19 protein-coding genes and 1 pseudogene are annotated in these 24,355 nt (G+C 64.8%); 7 read left to right on the forward strand and 13 right to left on the reverse strand.

From position 1 onward, the window contains the following. Positions 1–5: 5 nt before the first annotated feature. The 4 genes from NKI19_RS04850 to NKI19_RS04865 all read right to left on the reverse strand — a co-directional run bounded on the left by NKI19_RS04850 (position 6) and on the right by NKI19_RS04865 (position 4,033). Entirely contained in the window at positions 6–818 is an 813-nt protein-coding gene (locus NKI19_RS04850) for an ABC transporter permease (protein WP_352492250.1), read from the reverse strand. Continuing rightward, a complete protein-coding gene (locus NKI19_RS04855) occupies positions 818–1,681 on the reverse strand; it encodes an ABC transporter permease (protein ID WP_352492251.1) in 864 nt (287 codons plus the stop codon). Before NKI19_RS04855 ends, NKI19_RS04850 begins: the two co-directional genes overlap by 1 nt. Before the next feature lie 77 nt (positions 1,682–1,758). Next, positions 1,759–2,922, reverse strand: a complete 1,164-nt coding sequence (locus NKI19_RS04860) for an ABC transporter substrate-binding protein (protein WP_352492252.1) — start codon at positions 2,920–2,922, stop codon at positions 1,759–1,761. After that, positions 2,903–4,033: an ABC transporter ATP-binding protein gene (locus tag NKI19_RS04865; protein WP_352492253.1), complete on the reverse strand. Its 1,131-nt coding sequence runs from the start codon at positions 4,031–4,033 to the stop codon at positions 2,903–2,905. Before NKI19_RS04865 ends, NKI19_RS04860 begins: the two co-directional genes overlap by 20 nt. Before the next feature lie 114 nt (positions 4,034–4,147). Here NKI19_RS04865 and NKI19_RS04870 point away from each other — a divergent pair, with 114 nt between their 5' ends. Further along, positions 4,148–4,960, forward strand: a complete 813-nt coding sequence (locus NKI19_RS04870) for a response regulator transcription factor (protein WP_352492254.1) — start codon at positions 4,148–4,150, stop codon at positions 4,958–4,960. An 8-nt stretch (positions 4,961–4,968) separates the two neighbouring features. Here NKI19_RS04870 and NKI19_RS04875 read toward each other — a convergent pair whose 3' ends face one another. The 5 genes from NKI19_RS04875 to NKI19_RS04895 all read right to left on the reverse strand — a co-directional run bounded on the left by NKI19_RS04875 (position 4,969) and on the right by NKI19_RS04895 (position 11,738). Beyond that, positions 4,969–7,038 carry a 3-hydroxyacyl-CoA dehydrogenase NAD-binding domain-containing protein gene (locus tag NKI19_RS04875; protein ID WP_352492255.1) on the reverse strand — a complete coding sequence of 690 codons (2,070 nt, stop codon included), beginning with the start codon at positions 7,036–7,038 and terminating at the stop codon, positions 4,969–4,971. Between the two features lie 192 nt (positions 7,039–7,230). After that, entirely contained in the window at positions 7,231–8,178 is a 948-nt protein-coding gene (locus NKI19_RS04880) for an ABC transporter permease (RefSeq protein ID WP_352492256.1), read from the reverse strand. A gap of 2 nt (positions 8,179–8,180) precedes the next feature. Continuing rightward, entirely contained in the window at positions 8,181–9,155 is a 975-nt protein-coding gene (locus NKI19_RS04885; protein ID WP_352492257.1) for an ABC transporter permease, read from the reverse strand. A gap of 1 nt (position 9,156) precedes the next feature. Beyond that, on the reverse strand, positions 9,157–10,650 hold the full coding sequence (locus NKI19_RS04890; RefSeq protein ID WP_352564742.1) for a sugar ABC transporter ATP-binding protein: 1,494 nt from the start codon (positions 10,648–10,650) through the stop codon (positions 9,157–9,159). Positions 10,651–10,724: 74 nt separating this feature from the next. Beyond that, on the reverse strand, positions 10,725–11,738 hold the full coding sequence (locus NKI19_RS04895; RefSeq protein ID WP_352492258.1) for an ABC transporter substrate-binding protein: 1,014 nt from the start codon (positions 11,736–11,738) through the stop codon (positions 10,725–10,727). 217 nt (positions 11,739–11,955) lie between these two features. Between NKI19_RS04895 and NKI19_RS04900 the strand changes: the two genes are divergently transcribed. The 6 genes and pseudogenes from NKI19_RS04900 to NKI19_RS04925 all read left to right on the forward strand — a co-directional run bounded on the left by NKI19_RS04900 (position 11,956) and on the right by NKI19_RS04925 (position 19,814). Then, on the forward strand, positions 11,956–14,394 hold the full coding sequence (locus tag NKI19_RS04900) for a glucan 1,4-alpha-glucosidase (protein WP_352564710.1): 2,439 nt from the start codon (positions 11,956–11,958) through the stop codon (positions 14,392–14,394). Positions 14,395–14,408: 14 nt separating this feature from the next. Next, positions 14,409–15,425, forward strand: coding sequence for a phosphogluconate dehydrogenase (NAD(+)-dependent, decarboxylating) (gene gnd, locus NKI19_RS04905; RefSeq protein WP_352564711.1), 1,017 nt, complete (start codon positions 14,409–14,411; stop codon positions 15,423–15,425). A 22-nt stretch (positions 15,426–15,447) separates the two neighbouring features. Further along, positions 15,448–16,823 (forward strand): annotated as a pseudogene (gene zwf / locus NKI19_RS04910) (glucose-6-phosphate dehydrogenase). 19 nt (positions 16,824–16,842) lie between these two features. Continuing rightward, the gene (locus NKI19_RS04915; protein WP_352564713.1) at positions 16,843–17,547 is read left to right on the forward strand and encodes an ROK family protein; all 705 of its coding nucleotides are present in this window, start codon (positions 16,843–16,845) and stop codon (positions 17,545–17,547) included. Positions 17,548–17,711: 164 nt separating this feature from the next. Further along, positions 17,712–18,176 (forward strand): Ros/MucR family transcriptional regulator, encoded by a 465-nt coding sequence (locus NKI19_RS04920; protein WP_352564715.1) that lies wholly within the window; start codon positions 17,712–17,714, stop codon positions 18,174–18,176. Positions 18,177–18,572: 396 nt separating this feature from the next. Then, complete coding sequence (locus tag NKI19_RS04925; RefSeq protein WP_352564717.1) at positions 18,573–19,814, forward strand: MFS transporter; 1,242 nt, start codon at positions 18,573–18,575, stop codon at positions 19,812–19,814. On the opposite strand, the gene NKI19_RS04930 is transcribed toward NKI19_RS04925, so the two are convergent. Genes NKI19_RS04930 through NKI19_RS04945 form a run of 4 tightly spaced genes read right to left on the reverse strand, consistent with a single transcriptional unit; the run spans position 19,815 to position 24,184 of the window. Further along, positions 19,815–20,531, reverse strand: coding sequence for a glutamine amidotransferase (locus NKI19_RS04930; RefSeq protein WP_352564719.1), 717 nt, complete (start codon positions 20,529–20,531; stop codon positions 19,815–19,817). A gap of 18 nt (positions 20,532–20,549) precedes the next feature. Then, positions 20,550–21,029 carry a tellurite resistance TerB family protein gene (locus NKI19_RS04935; RefSeq protein ID WP_352564721.1) on the reverse strand — a complete coding sequence of 160 codons (480 nt, stop codon included), beginning with the start codon at positions 21,027–21,029 and terminating at the stop codon, positions 20,550–20,552. Between the two features lie 39 nt (positions 21,030–21,068). Further along, positions 21,069–22,685 (reverse strand): heme biosynthesis protein HemY, encoded by a 1,617-nt coding sequence (locus NKI19_RS04940; protein ID WP_352564722.1) that lies wholly within the window; start codon positions 22,683–22,685, stop codon positions 21,069–21,071. Between the two features lie 8 nt (positions 22,686–22,693). After that, a complete protein-coding gene (locus NKI19_RS04945) occupies positions 22,694–24,184 on the reverse strand; it encodes a COG4223 family protein (RefSeq protein WP_352564724.1) in 1,491 nt (496 codons plus the stop codon). Positions 24,185–24,355: the final 171 nt, after the last annotated feature.

The following is a 24,355-nucleotide window of genomic DNA, read 5'->3' on the forward strand; positions in this document are numbered from 1 at the left end:
GTCTTTCAGTGGGATGGTTTTCGTTGGCGCAGTTGCCATTGGGCAAGCACCACGAGCAGAACGGAGGCGACGAGCACGATCGTCGCGATGGCATTGATCTCCGGCGTGACCCCGCGCCGAATCGAGGCAAAGACATAGATCGGCAATGTCGTCTGTGCGCCGGCGACGAAGAAAGCGACGATGAAATCGTCGAAGGAGAATGTGAAGGCGAGCAGGAAGCCGGCGATCACCGCCGGCATGATCTGCGGCAACACGATGCTGCGGAACGTCGTCAGCGGGGTGGCATAGAGGTCGCTCGAGGCCTCGACCAGGTTGCGGTCGAGGCTGCCGAGGCGCGTGCCGACAATCATCGCCACCAGCGCCATCGAAAACAGCCCGTGCGCGGCGATGATCGAGCCATAGCCAAGCGCCAGGCGCGGCGGCTGGTCGTTTGGCCACAGCGAAGCGACAAACGGGTTGACCACCCCGAATAGCTGGACCAGCGCGACCAGCGTCGAGATGCCGATGACGACGCCAGGAACGACGATCGCGGCGCCGAGCAGCGCATCGAAAATAGCTCGCGTCCGCGCGCCGACACGCGCCAGGCCAAGCGCGGCCGCCGTGCCGCACAGCGCCGCCAGCAAGGCGCTGGTCGTGGCGATGAACAGGCTGTTCTTCAGCGCTTCGACCAGGAACGGGTTCGCCAGGGCCTTGCCGTACCATTGCACCGAGAAGCCGGTGAACTCGCTGGCATGGTGGCCGGCGTTGAACGAGAACAGCACCACCAGCGCGATCGGCAGGTAGAGAAAAGCAAAGACCGCAACGACGAAGGCACGCATCAGATCAGGTCCACCCGGCGGGCACCCGAAAGCCGGGTCGAAATGCGGTTCGCGGCAAGCAGCACGACCACGGAGACCGCCACAAGCATGATGGCGATTGCGGATCCGAACGGCCAATTGCGCGATTGCAGAAACAGATCGACCAGCGCATTGCCGATGAAGAACACCTTGCCGCCGCCGAGCAGCGTCGGGATCAGATATTCGCCGAGCAGCAGGATCATGACCAGCGAGAAGCCGGTCATCACACCTGGCAGCGACAGCCGCAGCGTCACGCCGAGGAATGTCGAGAGCGGCGTCGCGCCGAGATCGGCGGAGGCCTCCAGCAGCCGGCGGTCGAGCCGCTCGAGGCTGACATAGATCGGCAGGATCATCAGCGGCAGATAGCCATAGACGATGCCGAGCAGAACCGCTCCCGGCGTGTTGATCAGCCGCACGTCCTCGACCCCGACATAGGCCAGCAGAGCCGGGATGCCACGCCCACCAAGCACATACATCCATGCATAGGTCCGCATCAGCAGGCTGGTCCAGAACGGGATGACGACAAGCGCCAGCAGGATCAGCCGCCACCGTTCCGGCGCGCGCAAAGCGAGGTAATAGGCGACCGGATAGGCAACGAGAAGACAGGCCAGTGCGCCCGCCGGCGCCAGCACCATGGTGTTCCAGAAGGCCGTCGCTCGAGCCGGAAGATTGGCATATTGCGCCAAGGTGAAAGCAGCCTGATAGCCGCCTTCCGGCGCCCGATCGCCGACGCTGAAAACTGCGATCGCCACGAACGGCAAAACTAAAAACACCACCAGCCACGCGGTTGCTGGACCGAGCAGCAGGGCGGTCAGGAGATTGTGACGAAGGACATTGCTGCGCATCTAAAAAACCGCCCCGGTGCCGGCGGACATCTGTCCGCCGGGGGAGTTGCCTGCATCGAGCCTGTGGCCCGCCCGGTTCAAGCCGACTTGAAGCGTGCCATCAATTCGGCCCGGCCCGGATCGGTTAGCGTCGCAGCCGCACCGAATTCGAGCGGCTTCAGCAGATCCGCCGCCGGATAAAGGATCGGATTGTCCAGCACCTCCTTGGGCAGCAGCGCATTGACCCGCGCATCGGTGGAAGGCGCACCGTTGGCCAGGTGCTCCTTGACCGCGACTTTCGGGTTCATCAAATAGTTGAGCAAGGCATAGCCGGCAGGCTTGTTCGGCGCATCCTTGGGGATCGCGTAGAAGTCGGTCCAGATCTCGCCGCCTTCCTTGCCGAGCACATAGGCGATTTCGGGGATGTCGCGGTGGAGCTGCGCCCCGTCATTGGTCCAGCACATCGTCATCCAGGCGTCGCCGGCCCGCATCGACGGCTGGTAGTCGCTGGAGACCGCGAACAGATGCGGCTTGACCTTCAGCAGCAATTCCTCCGCCTTTGCGAGTTCGTCCGGCCTCAGCGAGTTGAACGAGAAGCCGAAATATTTCAGCGCGTTGCCGATCGTGGTCAGCTGGTAGTCATGAACCATGGTCCGGCCATCGCCCTCCGCCATGGCCGTGTCCCAGAATTCCTTCCAGCTCGTCATCGGCTTGGTCAGTTTCTTGGTGTTGACGGCAAAGCCGGTGGTGCCCCAATTCTTCGGCACAGCGTAGGTCACGCCGTCGATGGTGCCTTCCCCAGTGAAGCGCGGGTCTTCTTGCGAGCCGTCATAATTGGCAAGCTTGGCCATATCGAGCGCTTCGATGATGCCAAGCTTCTTGTAAGTCGAGATCGTGTAGTTGGTCGGAACGAAAAGGCTCCAGCCCGAGGCGCCGGCCTGCAGCTTGGCCAGCATCTCCTCGTTTGACCCGAACACGTTGACCTCGACGGCAACGCCGGTCTCGGCCTTGAAATTCTCGAACGTCGCCGGGTCGTGATAATTGGGCCAGGTGGCAATCGACATGCGGTCGCCAAGCCCCTCCTGGGCGAAGGCTGGCGACGGCATGATGCCGAGTTCGCGGGCCAGTACCGCGGTTGCGAGACCAAGCCCGGTAAGGCCAAGGAACTCGCGGCGGCCGATGGAACCGCGCTTGAGCCGCATCAACTGGTCGACGAATCTATCAGGGCTTATCGGCAGTCCGTCACGATACGATTTCGACATTTTTGTTTTCCCTCTGGTTGGTCCCGTTATTCTCCGGAAACGCCAGCGGCGTTCCGGCTGTAAAGCCGACGGCGACGGGTTCACCCGGCTTGAAGAGATTTCCACCGCCGACCATATGATCGGCCCTGGCGAGCAGTGTCCCGATGCCCTGGACCTCGATTGCATATTCCGCGGTCGAACCGAGAAAGATCCGGTTGCGGACAAGGCCGTCCAGCCGGCCGCTTCCGGGCGCGCCGAGGCTTAGCGATTCAGGACGCAGGCTGACCGAAACGGCTTCACCCTGAGCTAGCGAACTCCGCTTGCGCGCTGCAATGACGGTGCCGTCGGCAAGCGCCACCTCGACGAGCTTGCCCGAGAGCCCGACGACCTTGCCGCTCAAGAGATTGGTCTTGCCGACGAAGTCGGCGACGAAGAGGTCGGCGGGTTCGTCATAGATTTCGCTCGGCTGCCCAAGCTGGACGATGCGCCCGCCATTCATGACGCAGACGAAATCGCTCATCGACAGTGCCTCTTCCTGATCGTGGGTGACCAGGACGAAGGTGATGCCGATCTCGCGCTGCAGGTTCTGCAGCTCTATCTGCATGTCGGTGCGCAGCTTCTTGTCGAGCGCCGCCAAGGGCTCGTCGAGCAGCAGCACCGCCGGCTTGTTGACCAGCGCCCGCGCCAGGGCGACACGCTGCTGCTGGCCGCCGGAAAGCTCATGGATCTTGCGGCGTCCATAGCCGGCAAGGCGAACCATGGCGAGCGCCTCGCCTGCCTTCAGGCTGATCTCCCGCGACGACAGGCGCGGCCGCGCCTGGCGCAGGCCATAGGCGACGTTGTCCTCCACATCCAGATGCGGAAACAACGCATATTGCTGGAACACCATGTTGACCGGCCGCCGATAGGGCGGCGTGCCGGCCATGTCGTGGCCACGGATGAATACCGCACCTTCGCTTGGCTGTTCGAAGCCGCCGATCATGCGCAAGCAGGTTGTCTTGCCGCAGCCGGACGGCCCGAGCAAGGCGACAAAGGCAGACGGCGGGATGGCAAGATCGATGCCGCTGACCGCGGTCACGCTGCCGTAGCGTTTGGTGACCCCGCGAAACTCGATGTCGGGCACTGCGGTCAAAGCTGCGGGCTCCTGCGGGTAGCTAACCTCGAAACGCTATCAGAGCCAATGGCAGCTAGTATATACCTCCCAGGTGGTATATTTCGTCTATTTTCTCGTTTGGAGGGGTATGAATTGGGCGTTTCGCGCAGCGATGAATACAACCGGCTCGCTGCGCTCATCGCAGCGACGCGGGAGACGAGCGGCGAGCTTTTCGGCAAGGCAATGGTTGCCTGGCTCCGCCAGCATGTCAGCTTCGATCATTGCGTGATCTTCGGCTATCGCGGCGCCTCACGCCCGCCGCTGCTGTTCGAGACATTCTCGCCGGCCGACAGCCACGTCTTCGTCGCGCTCTATCAGGAAGGGCCTTACCTGCTCGATCCGTTCCACCATGCTGCGGTCGAACGCAAGGAAGGCTTTTGGCGCATGCGCGAATTGGCGCCGGACCGCTTCTATGCCAGCGAATATTACCGCTCCTACTACAGCCAGACCAGGCTTGCGGAGGAGGTCGGCTTCTTCGTGCCGCTGCCGGGAAAGGACGCACTGGTAGTCTCGCTAATGCGATTGCGCGCTTCGGGGCCGTTCGGAACCGCCGATGCCAGGTTGCTGCGCGACATGGCGCCTGCGGTGATCAGCCTCGTCAGGCTGCGCTGGCCTAGCCTTCCGGCTGACGGGCCGGTTGGGACGAAGCAAGACGAGGCGATTGCTCCGGTCAGCGAGTTCGAACGTGCTCACATCTGGAAGAGCCTTTCGCTCACGCCGCGCGAACAGCATGTCGTCGATCTGGTGCTTCAGGGCCATTCCACGGAATCGATTGCCAGGGCGATGCGCATCGTGCCGGGAACCGTAAAAGTCCATCGCCGCAACATTTACCGCAAGCTCAAGATAAAGTCGCAGGCGGGTCTGTTCGCGCGTTTTGTCGAGATCATGGACGCACGGATTCGGTAGTCCCAAGTTCAGCCGGCAGCGCGGTCCCGGGAACCGGTTTCGGCCATCTGCCTGAGCCGGGGTGCCACTCGAAAGACGTCCTTGCCGGTCTGCTTGTGCCAGTGATCCAGCCGCTGGATGATCTTGTCCACGCCTTCGAGGCTTGCCCAGAACATCGGTCCGCCCTTGCCGACCGGGAAGCCGTAGCCGTTGACCCAGACGACGTCGATATCGGAGGCGCGGGCGACAATCTTTTCCTCGAGGATTTTGGCGCCCTCGTTGACCATCGGATAGAGCGTCCGCTCGATGATCTCCTCGGCGCCGATTGGCCGCGGTGCAATGCCGCGTTCGGCAGCCTTGTTGCGGATCAGCGCCTCGACCTCGGGATCGGGCAGCGGCGTGCGCGAACCGCCTTCGTAGCGATAGAAGCCGCTGCCGGTCTTCTGGCCGAAATGGCCCTGTTCGCACAACGCATCGGCGATCACGGCCGTCTGGCCGCGCGCCTTGCGGTTGCGCCAGCCTATGTCGAGGCCAGCGAGATCGCTCATCTCGAACGGCCCCATCGGCCAGCCGAAATCGGTGAACACCTGGTCGACCTGGCGCGGCATTGCGCCCTCCAGCAGAAGCGTCTCCAGTTCCGCACCCCGCGCCGCCAGCATGCGGTTGCCGACGAAGCCGTGGCAGACGCCGACGACGACCGGCACCTTGCCGATCCGCCGTGCCAGCTCGACGATGGTCGCCAGCACGTCGGGCGAAGTCTTGTCGGCGCGGACGATTTCCAAAAGCTTCATGACGTTAGCCGGCGAAAAGAAATGCATGCCGAGGAGATCTTGCGGCCGCGACGTCGAAGCGGCGATTTCGTTGACGTCGAGATAGGAGGTATTGGTGGCGAGGATCGCGCCCGGTTTGGCCACGGCATCCAGCCTGCCGAAGACATCCTTCTTGACCGCCATCTCCTCGAACACGGCCTCGACGATCAGGTCGCAATCGGCAAGATCGGCATAGTCGGTGGAACCCTTGAACAACCCAAGCCGTTGGCGCTTGGCGTCTTCGCTCAGCGATCCGCGGATAACGGAAACGGCATAATTCTTGTCGATCGTCGCCAGTCCGCGTTGCAACGCCTCCTGCGTTGTTTCCAGCAAGGTCACGGGAAGACCGCCATTGGCGAACGCCATGGCGATGCCACCGCCCATCGTGCCGGCGCCGATGACGCCGACCCGGGCGATCTTGCGCCTGGCGACATCCTTGCCGGCAATCTTTGCCGCCTCACGTTCAGCGAAGAACAAATGCCGCTGGGCGTGTGATTGGTCACCGGCGACAAGCTTGACGAACAGGTCGCGTTCGGCCGCCAGCGCTTCGTCGAAGGGCAGCGTCAGGGCGTTGCGGACCGACCGCGCACAGGCGACCGGCGCTTCGAGGCCGCGCGCTTTTTTGGAAAACGCTGCCGCCTGCTTGTCGAAAGCCGGCAAGTCGGCCTGGTCGAGGCGATCATTGCGGTTGCGCACCGGCGTGAAAGGACCGCCTTTGGCGGCCATGTCGGCCGCAAAACTCACCGCTTGCGCGGTCAGGTCGCCATCGAAGACGGCATCCACCAGGCCGTCGGCGAGCGCCTCGGCCGCACCGATCGGCGTTCCCGAAACGATCATGCTGAGCGCCTTCAGCGGACCGACGAGACGCGGCAGGCGAACCGTGCCGCCGCCGCCCGGCAGCAGGCCGAGCTTGACTTCCGGCAGGCCGAGCCTTGCCGCTTGGTCGGCAACACGGAAATGGCAGCCGAGCGCCAGTTCCAGGCCGCCGCCGAGCGCAGTGCCGTGAATGGCGGCGACCGTCGGCTTGGTGATGGTTTCCAGCACGGCGACAATGGCGCGCAATTCCGGCTGCTGTGCCGGCCTGCCGAATTCGGTGATGTCGGCGCCGGCGACGAAGGTCCGCCCGGCGCAGGCTATCACGATTGCTCCCACCGACGGCTCGTCGCGCAGCGAGACAAGCGCCCGCATCAACGGCTCGCGCACATGGAAGCTCAGTGCATTGACCGGCGGATTGTCGATGCTCACCACCGCGACGTTGCCCTGCCTTGTGGTGCTGACGAAATCGGACACGCAAACCTCATGTGATAATGCTGGCCAATAGCGCGACGGGATTTACATGGCCAATGCTCGGATGGGAACCCGATGTTTTGGCTCGCCGCCGCAGCGCCTGCGTTTCGCGGCGATGCAGAATGTTCCGTTCGCATTCCTCGGCAAGGTCACGCATGGGTCCTCGGGTCAAGCCCGAGGATGACGAAGCTGTGGTCAGCGCAGCGCCTTCTGCCCACCGGCGGCGGTGATGACGCCGACGATGATCAGCCCTGTCAGCACCAGGCGGACGCCGACGCTGACGCCGAATGTGTTGAGCATAGTCAACAGCAGCACCAGGAACAGCGCCGCGCCCCAGACCCCCGGCACATTGGCCTTGCCGCCCGCCACCGACGTGCCGCCGATGACGACGACCGCGATCGACGCCAGCAGATACTCATTGCCGATATCGACATTGGCGCCGCGGAAATAACCGGCGAGCAAGGCGCCGTCGAGGCCGCCGAGCGCGCCCGACAGCGTGTAGGTGAGGAAGCGGGTGCGGCCGACATTGACGCCTGCCAGCCAGGCGGCGCGGATGTTCTGGCCGATCGCCAGCACCGAGCGTCCGTAGATCATGCGCTGCAAAACGATGCCGGCGCCAATGGTGAACAGCACGGTGAGGATCGCCAGCACCGGAATACCGAACACCTGCCAGTTGGTGAAGTCGGCAAAGCCCGGCGGCGGCTTGATCTGCAGGCCGCGCCCATAGCTGATATCGACCGACTGGATGACGAAGCTGGCCGACAGCGTCGCGATGATCGGCGGAATGCGCAGCGCCCATATCAGCAGGTAGTTGACGGCACCGATCGCCATGCCGCAGGCAAGCGCTGCCGCCAGTCCGACCGCGATCATCGTATCGTTGCCGTCCATGACCTTCATGGCGACGGCGCTGGCAAGGCCGATATTGGCCGGCAGCGACAGGTCGACATTGCCCGGCCCGAGCGTGATGACGAACATCTGCCCGACGCCGACGATAACGGTGAAGACGGCGAGCGACAGCGCCGCCGTGATCATGCCGCCTCCGCCATAGCCGCCGGTGAAGGCGATGGTCGCCAGCCACACCAGCAGCGCCCCGAAGAACGACCATATCCAGGGTCTGGCGAGCAGCGTCCGCAGCGAAGCCATGCTCACCTCTCCTTGCGGCTGATCAGCACCCGCGCCGCCAGCACGATGATCAGGATGGCGCCATTGGCGGCAACCTGCCAGTCGGGCGGAATGTGCATGAACGTCAGGAGGGGCGATGCCGCCAGCGCCAGCGTCAGCGCGCCGATGACGGCGCCGATCGGCGACACCCGGCCGCCGACGAACTCGCCGCCGCCGAGAATGACGCCGGCGATCGAAAGCAGCGTGTAGCCATTGCCGATATTGGCGTCGGCCGAGGTGGTGATGCCGATCAGCGCCATGCCGGACAAAACGCCGAACAGGCCGGTCAGCGCAAACAGCGCGATCTTGGTGCGGAGCAGAGACCAGCCGGCGCGCTTCAGTGCAGCTGAATTGCCGCCCGATCCGCGCAGGATGACGCCATAGGAAGTGCGCATCAGGCCAAAGTGGACGACGGCCGCGATCAGCAATGCGGCGATGATCGGGAACGGAATGAAGGGTGGCTTGAAGGCCATCAGCGCCAGCAGCCAGTCCGGCGCCTTGCCGCCGGGCTTCGGCAGGATCAGGATGGCCATGCCCTGCCAGACGAAACTCATGCCGAGCGTCACCACGATAGAGGGCAGGTTGCGCAGATGGATCAGCGCGCCGAGCAGCGCGTAGACACCGATCGACCCGAGCAGGATGACGACGCCGAGCAACGGCGCGTCCTTCAGCCATGTCGCCGTGACGCAGCCGACGAAGCCGACAAAGGTGCCGATCGACAGATCGAGCTCGTTGCCGGCGATGACGAACATCTGCGCGATCGTCGCCAGCGCGATCGGGATCGCCAGATTGAGCATCAGGCTGAAACCGAAGTAGCTGATGGCGCGCGGGTTGAGCCAGGCGATGGCGATGAGCACCAGCGCCAGCGACAGTGCCGGCAGCAGGCTGCGCAGCATGCGCGCCCGCCTCGTCGCACGAGCCGAAGATTTTAGCCCATTCTCGATGGATACCGCTGTCATCTCAGGCCGCGTCGCCGAACGAGGACTGGATGATCTTTTCCTCCGTCAGTTCGTCGCGACGAAGGTTGGCGACGATCCGCCCGTTCTTGAACACATAGATGTGGTCGCAATTGTCGAGCTCTTCGGTTTCGGTGGTGTACCAGAGGAAAGTGCGGCCATGGCGAGCCTCCTCGCGCACTAGGTCGTAGACTTCGAGCTTGGTGCCGATGTCGACGCCGCGCATCGGATCGTCCATCAGCACGATCTTGGCGTCGGAGCCGAGCGCCCGCGCGAACAGCGCCTTCTGCTGGTTGCCGCCGGACAGTGAGAAGATGTTGTTGTTCATGTCGGGCGTACGGATGCCGATTTTCCGCTGCCACAGCTGGGCGAGCTCGGCTTCGCGCTGCGGCGAGATCAAAAGCCCGTTGCGCAATCGCGCCAGCGAACGGATGCCGATGTTCTCGGCAATCGACCATTGCGGAAAAATGCCGTCCGACTGGCGGTCGCCGGCAACCAGCGCCACAGGCGCGGTGACCTCGATGCCGGTTTTGGCACGGGAAGCCGCGGCAAAGATCGCCAGCAAAAGGTCGGTCTGCCCATGCCCGGCAAGTCCGGCAAGGCCGATGATCTCACCGGCCCGGGCAACGAGCTCGTTGCCGTCCTGCTGTCGCGCCGGGCGCGCCCGGACCCGCAGCGGACCGGGTTCCGGCTTGCCGCTCGCAATCCCTGCTGCGGCCTTCTCGCGCGCCTCCGCTCCGCCCATCGCCGTCACCAGCCTGTCGCGGTCGAATTGATCGGCCTGCCCGGCGGCGACCACCTTGCCGTCGCGCATCACCACGATGCGGTCGGCGTTTCCGAGCACTTCGCCCAGCACATGCGAGATCAGGATGCAGCTCTTGCCGCCGGCTATGAAGCGGCGCACGAACGCCAGCAGCTGGCCGGCGGTATGCGCATCAAGCGACGACGTCGGCTCGTCGAGGATGACCAGCTCGAGCGGCTCCTGCGTGACCGTGAAGGCGCGCGCCACCTCCACCATCTGCCGGCTGGTGATGGAAAGGTCGCCGACGATGTCGGATGCCGAGATGCTGTGGCCGGGGAAGATCTCGTCGAGCTTGGCGGCTATCAGGTCGGCCGCCTTGCGCCGCCAGCCGAAGCCATTAAGCGAGGCGTGGTTGATCCGCGTGTTCTCGGCGACGCTAAGGTTCGGGCAGAGCGACAGTTCCTGGAAAACGCAGCGTATGCCGAGCTGCTGAGCGCGCGGCACGGAATAACTTGCCTCGACACCGCCGCGGACGGCGATCCGCCCACCGTCCGGAGTAAGCGTGCCCGCCACCATATGCATGAGCGTCGATTTCCCGGCACCGTTATGGCCGACGAGACCGACGCATTCTCCGGCACGAACGCTGAAATCGACACCGGCAAGCGCCCTGACGGCACCGAAATGTTTTTCGGCGCCGTCCAGTCTTATGATGTCCATACTGACGGCGCCGAAAGGTTTTTCGGCGCCGTCCGGCATGATGATGTCTGCACTGGCCTCGGGCATCCCTCAACGATACCCGGTTATCCGTGGCGGCAACAATAGTGCCATGCTCACTTGATGTTGGCCTTGATCGCCGCGACGGCGTCTTCCTGCGTGTATTCGTGGCTGGCGACGCCGCCCTTCGGAATCTTCGGCAGCGCGGCCTCGAAATCGTCCTGGGTAAAGGCAAGATAGGGGACCAGCAGGTCGTGCGGCACGTCGGTGCGGCCGTCGAGCACCTGCTGCGCCACCCAGAAGGCAAGCGTCGATACGCCCGGTGCGATCGATGCCGACCAGGTCTGGTAGCCGTCCTTTTCCTTCTGCTCCTTCCACCACTGCAACTCGTCCTGGCGATTGCCCATGATGATGGTCGGGCGTGGCTTGCCGGCAGCGGCGAAGGCCTGCGCCGCGCCATAGCCGTCACCGCCCTGGTCGACGACACCGACCACATCCGGCAGCGACGGCAGGATCGTCGCGACGGCCTTCTGTGCCGTGGTCTGGTCCCAGTCGCCGGTCACCGAGCCGACGATCTTGAACTCGGGATGGGCGGCGACGCCTTCGAGGATGCCGGCATGGATGGCATCGTCGATCGAGGTGCCGGCGAGGCCGCGGATTTCCAGGAGGTTGCCCCCCTTGGGCTGGAACTTGGCCATCTGCTCGACTTCCTGCTTGCCCATGTCCTTGAAGTCGACGACCACCCGGTAGGCGCAGGGTTCGGTGACGATGCCGTCGAAGGAGACGACGACGATGCCGGCGTCGCAGGCCTGCTTGATGGCGCCGTTGAGCGCATCCGGAGACGCCGCGTTGATGACGATCGCGTCATAGCCCTGCAGGATCAGGTTCTGCACCTGGGCTGCTTGCGTCGGCACTTCCTTGTCGGCCGTCGTGAAGACGTCCGCGGCGCCGACCACCTTGTCGGCAACCGCCTTCTTGGTGACGATGGCGTAGCTGTCCAGCATCGCCTGCCGCCACGAATTGCCGGCGTAATTGTTGGAGAAGGCGATCTTCTTGCCGCTGGTGTCGGCAAGCGCGGTGCCTGCGGCGAGCATTGCCGCAAGGGCGCCCAAAACGAATACTTTCTTCATGTCATACTCCTCCCGTGAGTTGCTGTCTTACTGGTGGTTAATAGCTGGCTGGTGGGTATTGCTGATACGCTCACAATCTTGTTTTTTATCTATTATCAGACAAATGCAGATAGGCGACACGCTGTCAACAGCAATCCATGGCCGGCAATCAACTTGCGGTGCAATCATTGAAACCGGTTCGACTCCTGGTCTAGGGATGGCGCTGGAGACCGATTGAATGGCAGCGAACCTTGCCCCGGGTGCACCCGGCATTCCGGCGCGCTGGACGTCGAGCGCCAAGAGCGGCGTCGGCACCGCGCTGTCGCCGGCCTGCCCGATCTGGTTCACTATCAGTCACGGTATTCTCAACGAGATCTACTATCCCCGCCTCGATAGCGCCTGCACCCGCGATCTGGGGCTGATCGTCACCGGACCCGACGGCTACTTCTCGGAAGAAAAGCGCGACGCCGAGCATCGCATCGAACCCTTCGAGGACGGGGTGCCTGCCTACCGGCTGGTCAACACCGCAAGCGATGGAACCTACCGGATCGAAAAGCGCATCCTGACCGATCCGGAACGTCCCGTCCTGCTGCAGGAGATCATTTTCATGCCGCTCAAAGGCGCGGCCAGCGACTACCGCGTCCACGCGCTGCTGGCGCCGCACCTCGTCAACGCCGGCATGGGCAACACGGCCTGGATCGACGACCATGAAGGACAGGCTGTGCTGTTTGCATCGGGACGCGGCACCTGCCTGGCGCTCGCCTCGTCGCTGCCGTGGAAGGCGTGCTCGGCCGGCTATGTCGGCATCTCCGATGGCTGGCAGCAGCTTCGTCAGGCCGGCCGCCTCGATGCGGCCTGCCGCAGGGCCGAGGACGGCAATGTCGCGCTGACCGGCGAGATCTGGTTTTCGGCCGCGAACCCAAAGATATTGCTGGCATTGGGCTTCGGCACGACGCCGCAACAGGCGGCGGAGACTGCTTTCGCCAGCCTGAGGCTAGGCTTTGAGCCCGCAGCCAGTTCCTACATCGACAAATGGCGCAAATGGCAGGCCGGATTGCTGCCGCTGGACCGGCATGCGGCGTCCGGCCTCAACAGCTACCGCCTCAGCACGGCTGTGCTGGCGACGCACCACTCGTCTACCGGAGCCGCCGTTGCCAGCCTGTCGATCCCGTGGGGCTTCAACAAGGGTGACGACGACCTCGGCGGCTATCACCTGGTCTGGCCGCGCGATCTGGTCGAAACCGCCGGCGGCTTCCTCGCCGCCGGCGATCCGGCGGAAGCCTTGCGCATCCTTGGCTATCTGCGCTCGATCCAGCAGCCGGACGGCCATTGGCCGCAGAACGCCTGGCTCGACGGGTCGGTCTATTGGCCGGGCATCCAGATGGACGAATGCGCCTTCCCGCTGCTGCTCGCCGACGCGCTGCGCCGCGCCGGCCATTTGCCGCCTGCCGCACTCTCCTCCTTCATGCCGATGATCGAGCGCGCTGCCGCCTATGTCGTGTGCAACGGCCCGGTCACCGGCGAGGACCGCTGGGAGGAAGACGCCGGCTACAGCCCATTCTCGCTTGCGGTCGAGATCGCTGCGCTGCTTGCGGCTGCGGACATCTTCGATGCCGCCGGCAAAACAGAGCCGGCAAACTATCTGCGCGAGACCGCCGATGTCTGGAACGATCAGATCGAGCGCTGGACCTACGTCGTCGGCACCGCCGCATGCGACGAAGTCGGCGTCGAAGGCTACTATGTCCGCATCGCCCCGCCCGACACCGCCGGCGCGACATCGCCGAAGGACGGCTTTGTACCGATCAAGAACCGCCCACCCGGCGATGCGGACCACCCGGCCGAAGCGATCGTCAGCCCGGATGCGCTGGCGCTGGTCCGCTTCGGTTTGAGGGCAGCCGACGATCCGCGCATCCTCGACACGGTCAAGGTCATCGACGCGCAATTGCGCTGCGAACTGCCGCAGGGCCCGCTCTGGTACCGCTACAATGGCGATGGCTATGGCGAGCATGCCGACGGCGCGCCCTTCGATGGAACCGGCCAGGGTCGGCTCTGGCCGCTTCTGGTCGGCGAGCGCGCCCATTACGAGCTGGCGGCAGGCCGTAGGGATAGCGCGGCAAGCTTGCTCAGGACGTTCGAGATCTCTGCCGGGCCGGGCGGCCTGCTGCCGGAGCAGGTCTGGGACGGTCCCGACATGCCGGAGCGCGAATTGCGGCATGGCGGGCCCTCCGGCAGCGCCAAGCCGCTGGTCTGGGCGCATTCAGAGCACATCAAGCTGCTGCGGTCGCTGCGCGACGGCACGGTATTCGACATGCCGCCACAAGGCGTCAAGCGCTATATCGAGGGCAGGACGGTGTCGCGCTTCAGGGCATGGCGCTTCAACCACAAGATCCGTACCATGCCGGCAGGCAAGGCGCTGCGCATCGAACTTCTGGCCCGGGCGGTGGTTCATTGGAGCAGCGACAATTGGGCAACCGTCCATGACACCGAGACCGCCGCGAACGCTTTCGGCATCCATCTTGCGGAGTTGCCGGTTGCCGACGCCGCTCCGGGCAATAGCCCGGACAATAGCATTGTCTTCACATTCTTCTGGTCCGATGCCGGCCGTTGGGAGAATGTCGACTTTTCCGTTGGTATCGACGATGCCGCACAGCCACTAGACCATCGATCCCTCAAGTAAGGCAGGACGAGACCATGCAGATAGGAATGATGGGACTGGGCCGGATGGGTGCCAATATGGTTCGGCGCCTGCTGCGCGATGGCCACGAATGCATCGTCTACGACATCAACCCGGCGAGCGTCGCGGCGCTTGTGACCGCCGGCGCGGTCGGAGCCGCCTCGATGGAGGAGTTCGTCGGCAAGCTGGCGAAGCCGCGCAGCGCCTGGCTGATGCTGCCGGCGGCGATCACCGGCAGGATCGTCGACCAGGTGGCTGCCCTGATGGAGCCGGGCGACATCATCATCGACGGCGGCAATTCCTATTATCACGAGGCCGTCGACCACGCCGCGCGCCTCGCCTTGAACGGCTTGAGCTATGTCGATGTCGGCACCAGCGGCGGCGTCTGGGGCCTAGAGCGCGGCTATTGCCTGATGATCGGCGGCCCCGACAGCGCGGTCCAGCATCTCGATCCGGTCTTCGCGACGCTGGCGCCGGGCGCCGACGCCGCTTCGCCCACCCCCGCCAAGGACGCCGGAACCGCTCCCTTCGGCTATCTCCACTGCGGGCCGAGCGGCGCCGGCCATTTCGTCAAGATGGTCCATAATGGCATCGAATACGGCGTCATGGCCGCCTATGCCGAGGGCATGAACATCCTGAAATCGGCGAATGCCGGCAAAAGGCAGCGCACCGCCGACGCCGAAACCAGCCCGCTCGAAAACCCGCAATATTACCAGTTCGACATCGACATCGCTGAGGTGGCCGAGGTCTGGCGGCACGGCAGCGTCATCGGCTCGTGGCTGCTCGATTTGACGGCCGGCGTGCTGAAGGCCGATTCGTCGTTGACGCAGTTCGGCGGGCGGGTTTCGGATTCCGGCGAAGGCCGCTGGACGCTGAAGGCGGCGATCGACACCGGCGTGCCGGCGCCGGTGCTGTCCTCGGCGCTGTTCGACAGGTTCTCCTCGCAAGGCGAATCCGAATTCGCCGACAAGCTTCTGTCCGCCATGCGCTACGCCTTTGGCGGCCATGTCGAAAAACCGAAGGCCGGCGCGTGACGGGCGACAGGGAGGCACGCCCATGAGCCAGGAACGATCGGACACGCTGGTGCTTTTTGGCGCCACCGGCGATCTCGCCCACAAGAAGATCTTCCCCGCCCTCTACGCCATGGTGGCCAAGGGGACGCTGAACGAGCCGGTGATCGGCGTCGCCTTCGATCCCTGGGACCTCGCCAAGCTGCAGGCGCGCGCCCGCGATGGCATCGTCAATGCCATCGGCAGCATCGACGACAAGATCTTCGCTAGGCTTGCATCGCTGCTGCGCTATGTCAGCGGCGACTACCGGGCACCTGCGACCTTCGAGAAGCTGAAAGCCGCACTCGGCAGCGCTGAGCGGCCGCTGCACTATCTGGCGGTGCCGCCGGCTATGTTCGAGGTGGTCGTCCAGGGGTTGGAACAATCCGGCGCCGCCCAGGGCGCGCGCCTGATGGTGGAAAAGCCGTTCGGCCACGATCTGCAGTCGGCGCGCTGGCTGAACCGAGTGCTGCATCTGGTCTTCGACGAGAAGTCGATCTTCCGCATCGACCATTATCTCGGCAAGGAGCGATCCAGAACCTGCTCTATTTCCGCTTCGCCAATTCCTTCCTCGAGCCGATCTGGAACCGCAATTACGTCGAGAGCGTACAGATCACCATGGCCGAAGATTTCGGTGTCGAGGGCCGCGGCCGTTTCTATGACGAGGTCGGCTGCATCCGCGACGTTATCGAAAACCACCTGCTCAATATCCTGTTGCTGCTCGCCATGGAGCCGCCGGTCGGCCGCTCGGCCGACGATCTGATCGACGAGAAGGTGCAGGTGCTGCGGGCGATCCGGACGCTGACCAGGGACGATGTCGTGCGCGGCCAGTTCGACGGCTATCTCAACGAGCCCGGCGTGGCGCCGAACTCGCCGGTCGAGACCTTCGCGGCGGTGCGCTTTTTCGTCGATACCTGGCGCTGGCAGGATGTGCCGTTCTTCATCCGCGCCGGCAAATCCCTGCCGGTGCACGCCACCGAGGTCATCGTGCGGCTGAAGCGGCCGCCGCTCGACGTCTTCGATCCAATCAAGCCCGGCGACTGCAATCACGTGCGCTTCCGCATCGATCCGCAGGTGGCGATCTCGATCGGAGCTCGCCGCAAGGCACCCGGCGACGACATGGTCGGCGAGCAGGTCGAGCTCACTGCGCTCGATGATTCGAAGGGCGACATGCCGCCTTACGAGCGGTTGATCGGCGACGCCATGAACGGCAACGGCCAGCTGTTCACCCGCCAGGACGCCAGCGAGCTCGCCTGGCGCATCGTCGGTCCGGTGCTCGGCGACACCACGCCGCCGCCTATCTACGCGCCAAAGACGTGGGGGCCGGCCGAAGCGATGGCTGGATTCGGGCCGCCGAACGGCTGGATCAATCCAGCGACATGATTTCTGGGAGGCGACGGCCATGGCGAAAGCAGTAAAGCAACCGGCACCCGACGCCGAAAAGATCGTGCTTGCGATCGATATCGGCGGCTCGCACGTCAAGATCCGCACCAGCGCCGGTGGCGACGAGCACAAGACCGCTTCCGGACCGGAGCTGACGCCGCAGCAGATGGTCGCGGCGGTGAAGACGCTCGCCGAAGGGCTGCACTACGATGTCGTCTCGATGGGCTATCCGGGCCCGGCGTACCACAACCGGCCTTTGATCGAACCCGCCAATCTCGGCAAGGGCTGGGTCGGCTGCGATTTCGCCGCCGAGTTCGGCAAGCCGGTGAAAGTCGTCAACGATGCGCTGATGCAAGCCGTCGGCAGTTATGAGGGCGGCCGCATGCTGTTCCTCGGCCTCGGCACCGGCCTGGGGGCCGCGATGATTGTTGACAACGTCGCCCAGCCGATGGAGCTTGCCCATCTTCCCTACAAGAAGCGCGGCAGTTTCGAAGACTATGTCGGCGAACGCGGCCTGCAAAAGCGGGGCAAGAAGAAATGGCGCAAATACGTCTTCGACGTCGTCGACCGGCTTCGCACCGCGATGCAGCCGGATTACGTGGTCATCGGCGGCGGCAATGTCGATGAACTCACCGACTTGCCCGCCGATTGCAGACGCGGCGACAACACACGCGCCTTCGAAGGCGGATTTCGACTATGGCGCGACAAATCCCTGATTATCTGATATTGCTGATTGTCTGATATTATCGAGCACCGGCTCAGGGTTGTTAATCCCGCGCTGCCGTTAGTATTATTATTCAAAATAATGTGTGACGTGGTGCGGCGTCATTGCATTGCGCAGATTTGCCGACTAGGAATTTCTGCGACCCCCACGGACGGAGAAATAGATTGATCGACGACAGCAACAACGCTCGCAACGACATCGACCTGCTCGAGCTGACCGCCCATATCGTGTCCGCATATGTCGAGAAGAACCGCTTGCCGGCTTCCGGCCTCGGGGATCTCATCGCCAGCGTCAGCGCTTCCATAAGAGGGCTCGGGCAACCGGCAGTGCCGGTCGCCGCGCCGCTGACGCCTGCCGTCAATCCCAAGAAATCGGTGACGCCGGACTACATCATCTGTCTCGAGGACGGCAAGAAGTTCAAATCCTTGAAGCGCCATATCGGCGTTCATTTCGGGCTGACGCCCGACGCCTATCGCGCCAAATGGGGCCTGCCGTCCGACTACCCGATGGTCGCCCCCAACTACGCGGCCTCGCGTTCGCAGCTCGCTAAGGCGATCGGCCTCGGCCGCAAGGCCGCCCCGCCCGCGCCCGTCAAGGGCCGGGGCAGGAAGGCCAAGGCGACGGCTTAGGCTTCGTTGGTATTTGATCGGCCTGCGAACGGCGGTCTCTGCATCCGGTAGCAGCACCAATTGCCATCGTGGCGCTGCCCCTCATCGCCCTGCCGGGCACTTCTCCCCGTAAAGAACGGGGAGAAGGGGCTTGACCGCGACGCTGGCGACCCCCTCGCCCCGTCCTCACGGGGAGAGGGTAAGGGTGAGGGGCAGCGCAAACGCCCCAAGATTGGCAGGGCGATGGAAAACCGCCTTCGACCAGCCTGCCTCCCTTCGCCAGAACGAAATTGGTTGATCCAGGCCGGATTTTTGCGCGCGCCTCCGGCTGAACTGCGCTAAAGGCTTTTTTGGCCGGACCAGCGCCCATCGTGGAAGTGCCCCGCCGGCCGACATCGCCGCCACGGGGCCTAATCCATGACCACAGAATCCCAAGTACCATCCGACCAGCGCTATGCCGCCTTTCGCCACCGGCCGTTCCTGAGCTACTGGGCGGCGCGCTTCCTCTCGACATTCGCCACCCAGATCGTGTCGGTCGCCGTCGGCTGGCAGATCTACGATCTCACCCGCGACCCGTTCGACCTCGGCCTTGTCGGCATCGTCCAGTTCCTGCCTTCGCTGCTGCTGGTGCTGGTCACCGGCGACGTTGCCGACCGTTTTGGACGCCGCCTGATCATGGCGCTGGCGGTGCTGGTCGAGGCGGGCTGCGCCTTGGCCCTGCTGCTGTTGACGCTGCGCGGCCTCTCCGGGCCGATGCCGGTCTTCATCGTGCTCGCCATGTTCGGCATCGCGCGCGCCTTCTTCGGGCCGGCCTCGTCATCGCTGTTCGCCAATCTGGTGCCGCCGGAGGATTTCGCCAACGCCATCGCCTGGAACTCGTCCGCCTGGCAGACGGCGACCATCGTCGGGCCGGTCGCCGGCGGCCTGCTCTACGGGCTTTCGGCCGAAGCCGCCTACGCCACCGCGGCCGTGCTGATGCTCATTGCCGCCGTGCTGATCTTCACCATCCCGAAGCCTGCCCAGCGCAGCCGGACCGACAGGCCGACGGTACAGACCCTGTTCGCCGGCTTCGGCTATATCTGGAGCGAAAAGATCGTGCTCGGCGCGATTTCGCTCGATCTGTTCGCGGTGCTCCTGTCCGGCGCCTCGGCGCTGCTGCCGGTCTATGCGCGCGATATCCTCGAACTCGGCCCTTGGGGGCTCGGCCTGTTGCGCTCGGCGCCCGGCGTCGGCGCCATCTGCGTCGCCATCTGGCTGGCCGGACACCCGATCCGCAACCATGCCGGCCTTGTCATGCTCGGCTTCGTTGCGCTGTTCGGCGCGTTCACGGTTCTGTTCGGCCTCTCGACCATCACCTGGCTGTCGATTGCAACCCTTGCGCTGCTCGGCGCCACCGACATGTTCAGCGTCTATATCCGCGAGACGCTGATCCAGCTGTGGACGCCGGACGACGTCCGCGGCCGCGTCAACGCCGTCAACCAGGTGTTTGTCGGCGCCTCCAATGAGCTCGGCGAATTCCGCGCCGGCACCATGGCCGCGCTGATCGGCACGGTTCCGGCCGTGGTGGTCGGCGGCATCGGGGCGATCGCTGTCGCCGGTCTATGGGCGGTGCTGTTCCCGCAGCTGCGCAAGGTGCGTCATCTCAGGGGGCGAAACTGATTACCGCAGCGCCGGCTTGCCAAAAATCATCGGCAGGAACTCGCCGAGCCAGCGCTTGAGGTGCATGTCCCAGATCAGCCGGCCGCCGAGATGGTCGCGGCCGGGCTGCGCGCCGGGCAGTTCGAAGCGGTGCGCGCCGCGCACCACCCAGCGCTGCATCATCGCCCGGGTCAATTCGCCATGGAATTGGATGCCCCAGGCATTGTCGCCATAGCGGAAGGCCTGGTTGGGATAGGTTTCGGCCGTCGCCAAAAGCGTCGCGCCCTTGGGCAGCGAAAACCCCTCGCGATGGAACTGATAGACCATCTCCGGCCAATGCATCAGCCTGCTGCCCGCTTCGGTTGGCTTCAGCGGATACCAGCCGATTTCGACCAGGCCCTCGCCATGGCCCTCGACCCTGCCGCCAAGATGCTTGACCAGCATTTGCGCGCCGAGGCAGATGCCAAGCAGCGGCCGGTTCTCGTCGAGCGGAATCTTGAGCCAGTCGGTCTCGCGGCGGACGAACTCGTCGCCGTCATTGGCGCTCATCGGCCCGCCGAACACCACGGCGCCGGCATGGCCGTCCAGCGTCTGCGGCAAGGCCTCGCCGAGCGGCGGGCGGCGGATGTCGAGGTCGAAGCCTTCCTCGATAAGCATATGGCCGACCCGTCCGGGGCTCGAATGCTCCTGATGCAGCACGATCAGGATCTTTGGTCTCGGACTTGGCTTGGGCGGCATTGGAAGGCGGGATCCTGTCTATTCGTCGCTTGACGTTCCGGCAGCACCGGGAGCCGCGGCGGCCGCCTTGAGGCGCGCCTCGACACGGTCGCGACGTTCGACGCCGATCAGCTCGGCGACCCGCCAGACGGTATTGTCCTCGAGTTCGTGCAGCTCGCCATCGGCATAGACGATCTCCCACATCAGGCCGATGAAGGCCTTTCGCGCCTCGGCGTCGAGATGGCGCTTGAGCACACTGGTGAAGGCGTAGAGGTCGATCGCCTCATTGTCGGCCCGCTCGCCGGCAGCCGCCAAGGCGTCGAGTTCGTCGCCGCTGATCGAGTAGCTTTCCGCCAGCACCTTCTTGAACCGTTCCCATTCGGTATCCTGGCGCACCCCGTCGGCGTTCATCACGTGGAAAAGCAGGGCAGACGCCGCGATGCGCGGATCGTCGTCGCCGGCACGTGCGCCGCCACCGGACGGCAGGTCCCTTAGAAACGATAGAACGCGTTCGAACATCAAATCATTCCCAATAAGTCCGGGTCCACTCGACCCTGATCAGAACAAACGAAACCGGCGCGTCGATTTATCCGCCGCGTCGTCGGGATCGACGCCGGGATCGTCGGGCAGCCGCGCCAGCTCCTGCGCCGGCTCGACGGCCTCGGCATCTTCCGGCACCGCGGCAAACGCCGCCGCGGTGATTGGTGTCACATGATCCTCGCCGGCACGGTCGACCGTCTTCTCCTCGGTCGCCGTACCCGGTGTCTCGGCTGCAACCGCCGTGTGCTCGATCGTCCCGGCACTTTCCTGTACCGGCTTGGCCGGAGCCGCGATGGCCGGCACCGGCGCCTCCGGCGTATCTTCATGGCTGTCGATCAACTGGCCGAGCCGCTCCATCGGCGCCCGCCATTCGAATGCATCGAGCCTGCCGGTGATCGGCGATACCGGAACCCAGCGTTCGGAGACGACGCCGTCGGCAACCCAGGCCGGATCGCGCGGCGCCCTCACTGCCTTCGACAACAGCTGCCGCACCCTGCCCTGGTCGCCCGTCTCGGCCTCCTCGATATCGGCCAGCAGCAGATAGGCGCCTTCACGGCGATCCATGCGGATGGCGGCTTCCGCCTCCCGACGGGCGGTTGAAAACTCCTGCGCATCGAGCGCGGCGCGGGCCACGGCAAGCGAGGACTCGGCATGGTTCTTCTTCAGCTCCTGCAGCTTCTTTGCCCGGTTCAGCCGGTCGAGTACGGCATCGCCCGGCCTGGCATGGGTATAGAGCTCGGCGATTTCCGGATGCGGCTCGGCCTTCCACGCCGCCTCGAGGATTTTCGAGCCTTTGCGCACGTCGTTCTGCCGAAACAGCAATTTCGCCGCGACGACCGCCGCCGGTGCAAAATCCGGCCGCAGCCGGTTGGCTTCGAGCGCCGCTGTCCGGGCGGCATTGGCATCGCTGTCGATCAGCGCCTGCGCCTTGGCGGTCAGCAGCACGGCGCGGCGCCGGTTGGCGGCGTCGCGCTCGATCTGCCGGGTCGACTTCTGGGCGTCGACCAGTTTCAGCGCGCCATCCCAGTCGCCACGCCCGGTCAGGTCTTCCAGCGTCGATTCGGCCGCCCAGGCCAGTTGCGGCGCCACCGCCGCCGCACGGCCGGCATAGTGGCGGGCCGCGTTGCGGTCGCCGAGCCGCTCGGCCTCGAGATAAAGCCCGCGCAGGCCGAGCAGCCGCATTTCGGGATCGTCGAGCATGGTCTCGAATTTTTCACGGGCGCCTTCATGGTCGCCTTCGAGCAGCGAGGCCTGCGCGTCGAGCAGCTGGATCAGTGGCTCCTGGTCGGAGCGGATCAGCTTTGCCGCTTCCTTGGTCTTCTTGCGGGCGAGCGCACCGTCACCGGCGCCGGCCGCGATCATGCCCGTCGACAGCGCCTGGTAGCCGCGGTCGCGGCGGCGCACACGGAAATAGCGCGAGATCGTATAGGGGCTGTTCCACAGCGCCTTGACCAGCCACCAGACGATCATCACCGCGGCAACCACGGCGACCACCGCCACCGCCGCGACCATCAGGCTGACCTGGTATTGATAGCCGTTGAAGGTGACGAGCATTTCACCCGGCCGGTCGGCCAGCCAGGCGAAGCCGAGCCCAAGCGCAAAGACGACGGCGAGGAAGGCGAGGATACGGATCATAGGGTTCCTCACGCCTTCATCGCGCCGGCGATGAGCGAATCGATCTGTGTCTCGACCTCCATCCGCGCTTTCAGCTTGCCGGCAAAGTCGGCGCCGGCGGCCTTGGCCGCCTCAGGCAGGGTTTCGTATTCGCTGAGCGCCTTGGCGTAGTCGCCCTGGTTGACCGCGACTTCCATGCGGGCGACGGTTTCCGGAACGCCGGTGCCTTCGACGGCGCCGATCGGCCTGACCTTGACCAGCGATTCGGCGCTCGACAGCAGCTTTTGCAGGATGCCGGCATTCTGGTCGATGGGCGTCGCGGCAGCGACCATGGCGTTGGCGGCGGCATCCGCTTCGGCGGCGATCTCGGCCCGCGTCGGGACGCCCTTTTCGGCATAGGCACGCAGCGTCGCGAGCTCGGGAGCATCGGGTGAGATCGCGGCAAAGGTTTCGAGCTCGGCGGCGAACGGCGCACCACGGTCGAGCGCTGCCTTGAGCGCCGAGGCGGCAATGGCCAGTGCGACCTTCGGCTGCGAAGCCTGTGCATCGACCTTGCCCGAGAGCTGTGAAACCGACTGGTCCAGCGCCGCAAGCCGGCCGTCCTGCGCCTTTGCGGTCTCGCCGGCCGATTTCACCAGCGCGTCGAGCGCGGCCAGCCTTTCGTTGAGCGGACCGAGATCGACCGGCGCCGTGCCGCCGGCCTTGCCGAGGGCCGCGACTGCCGTCTCGATCTGCCTGACCTTGTCGCCAAGTGCAGCCACCCCGGCATTGTCGCCGGCACCGCCTTGCTCGACCGCCGACTTCAACGTCGCAACGTCCGCCCTGACCTGGTCCAGCGCCGACGACAGCCCGTCCACCTTGGCCGATGCGTCATTGTTGGCGCCGGCCTGTCTGAGGTCCGCGACCTCGCGCTTCAGCGAAACGATCTCACCATTGACCGCGTCGAGCGACACGGCGCCCGACCCCGGCGCACCGAGCAGGCCGGCAAATTGCAGCCCGCCGGCCGCGGCAAGGGCGATCACGCCGCCGATAATGCCGGCGGCGATGCCGTTGATGCCGCTCCGCTTCGGCTGCGCTGCCATATGGTCGTCCCTCGTCTCGGCTGTCTTCTCACCGGAGCCTCTAATCCCCGGTTCGTTGGCCCCGGTTCCGCCGGATGCATCCTCGAAACTGTAGTCGGAAACCGTGGAGCGACCGGCCGGCGCATCCGAACCGGCGGGGTAAGGGGTTTCCGTTTCCCTGGTAGAATCGGCGCCGGTATCCGCCGGCTCTTGCGTGCCGGTCGGCGCGGCTGCGTCGGCATGTTCCCATGGCTCGAGATCGGTCTGGTCCGCATGCACCGGCTCCTCAGGCGGCTCGGGCTGCGAGGCGTTCGCCGCTTCCTCGGCCCGCGCCTCGTCGGTCTGCGAGGTCGCGGCATCCTGGTCGTCGGCGACTCGCGAGACGGCGCCGGGCTCGAGCTCGATGGTCACCGGCTCGCGGCGGCTCTTGGAATGCCGCATCTTCGGCGTCTTGACCATGCTCGGGCTCCGCAAAATTCGCTTCGGGATGGTTTGAAAGGGTCTAGCACATCACCAAGCGGTGAAAAGGGGCGGCGTGATGACGCCAGGCCTTGGAGTTCAGTTTTGGCAAAACGCCGCAGGGCCGAATCCACGCTTTGAGCCAAGGCCCATGCTCGGCACACAAAAAAC

The sequence above is a fragment of the Mesorhizobium sp. M0751 genome, from assembly GCF_040320265.1.
GTDB lineage: Bacteria > Pseudomonadota > Alphaproteobacteria > Rhizobiales > Rhizobiaceae > Mesorhizobium.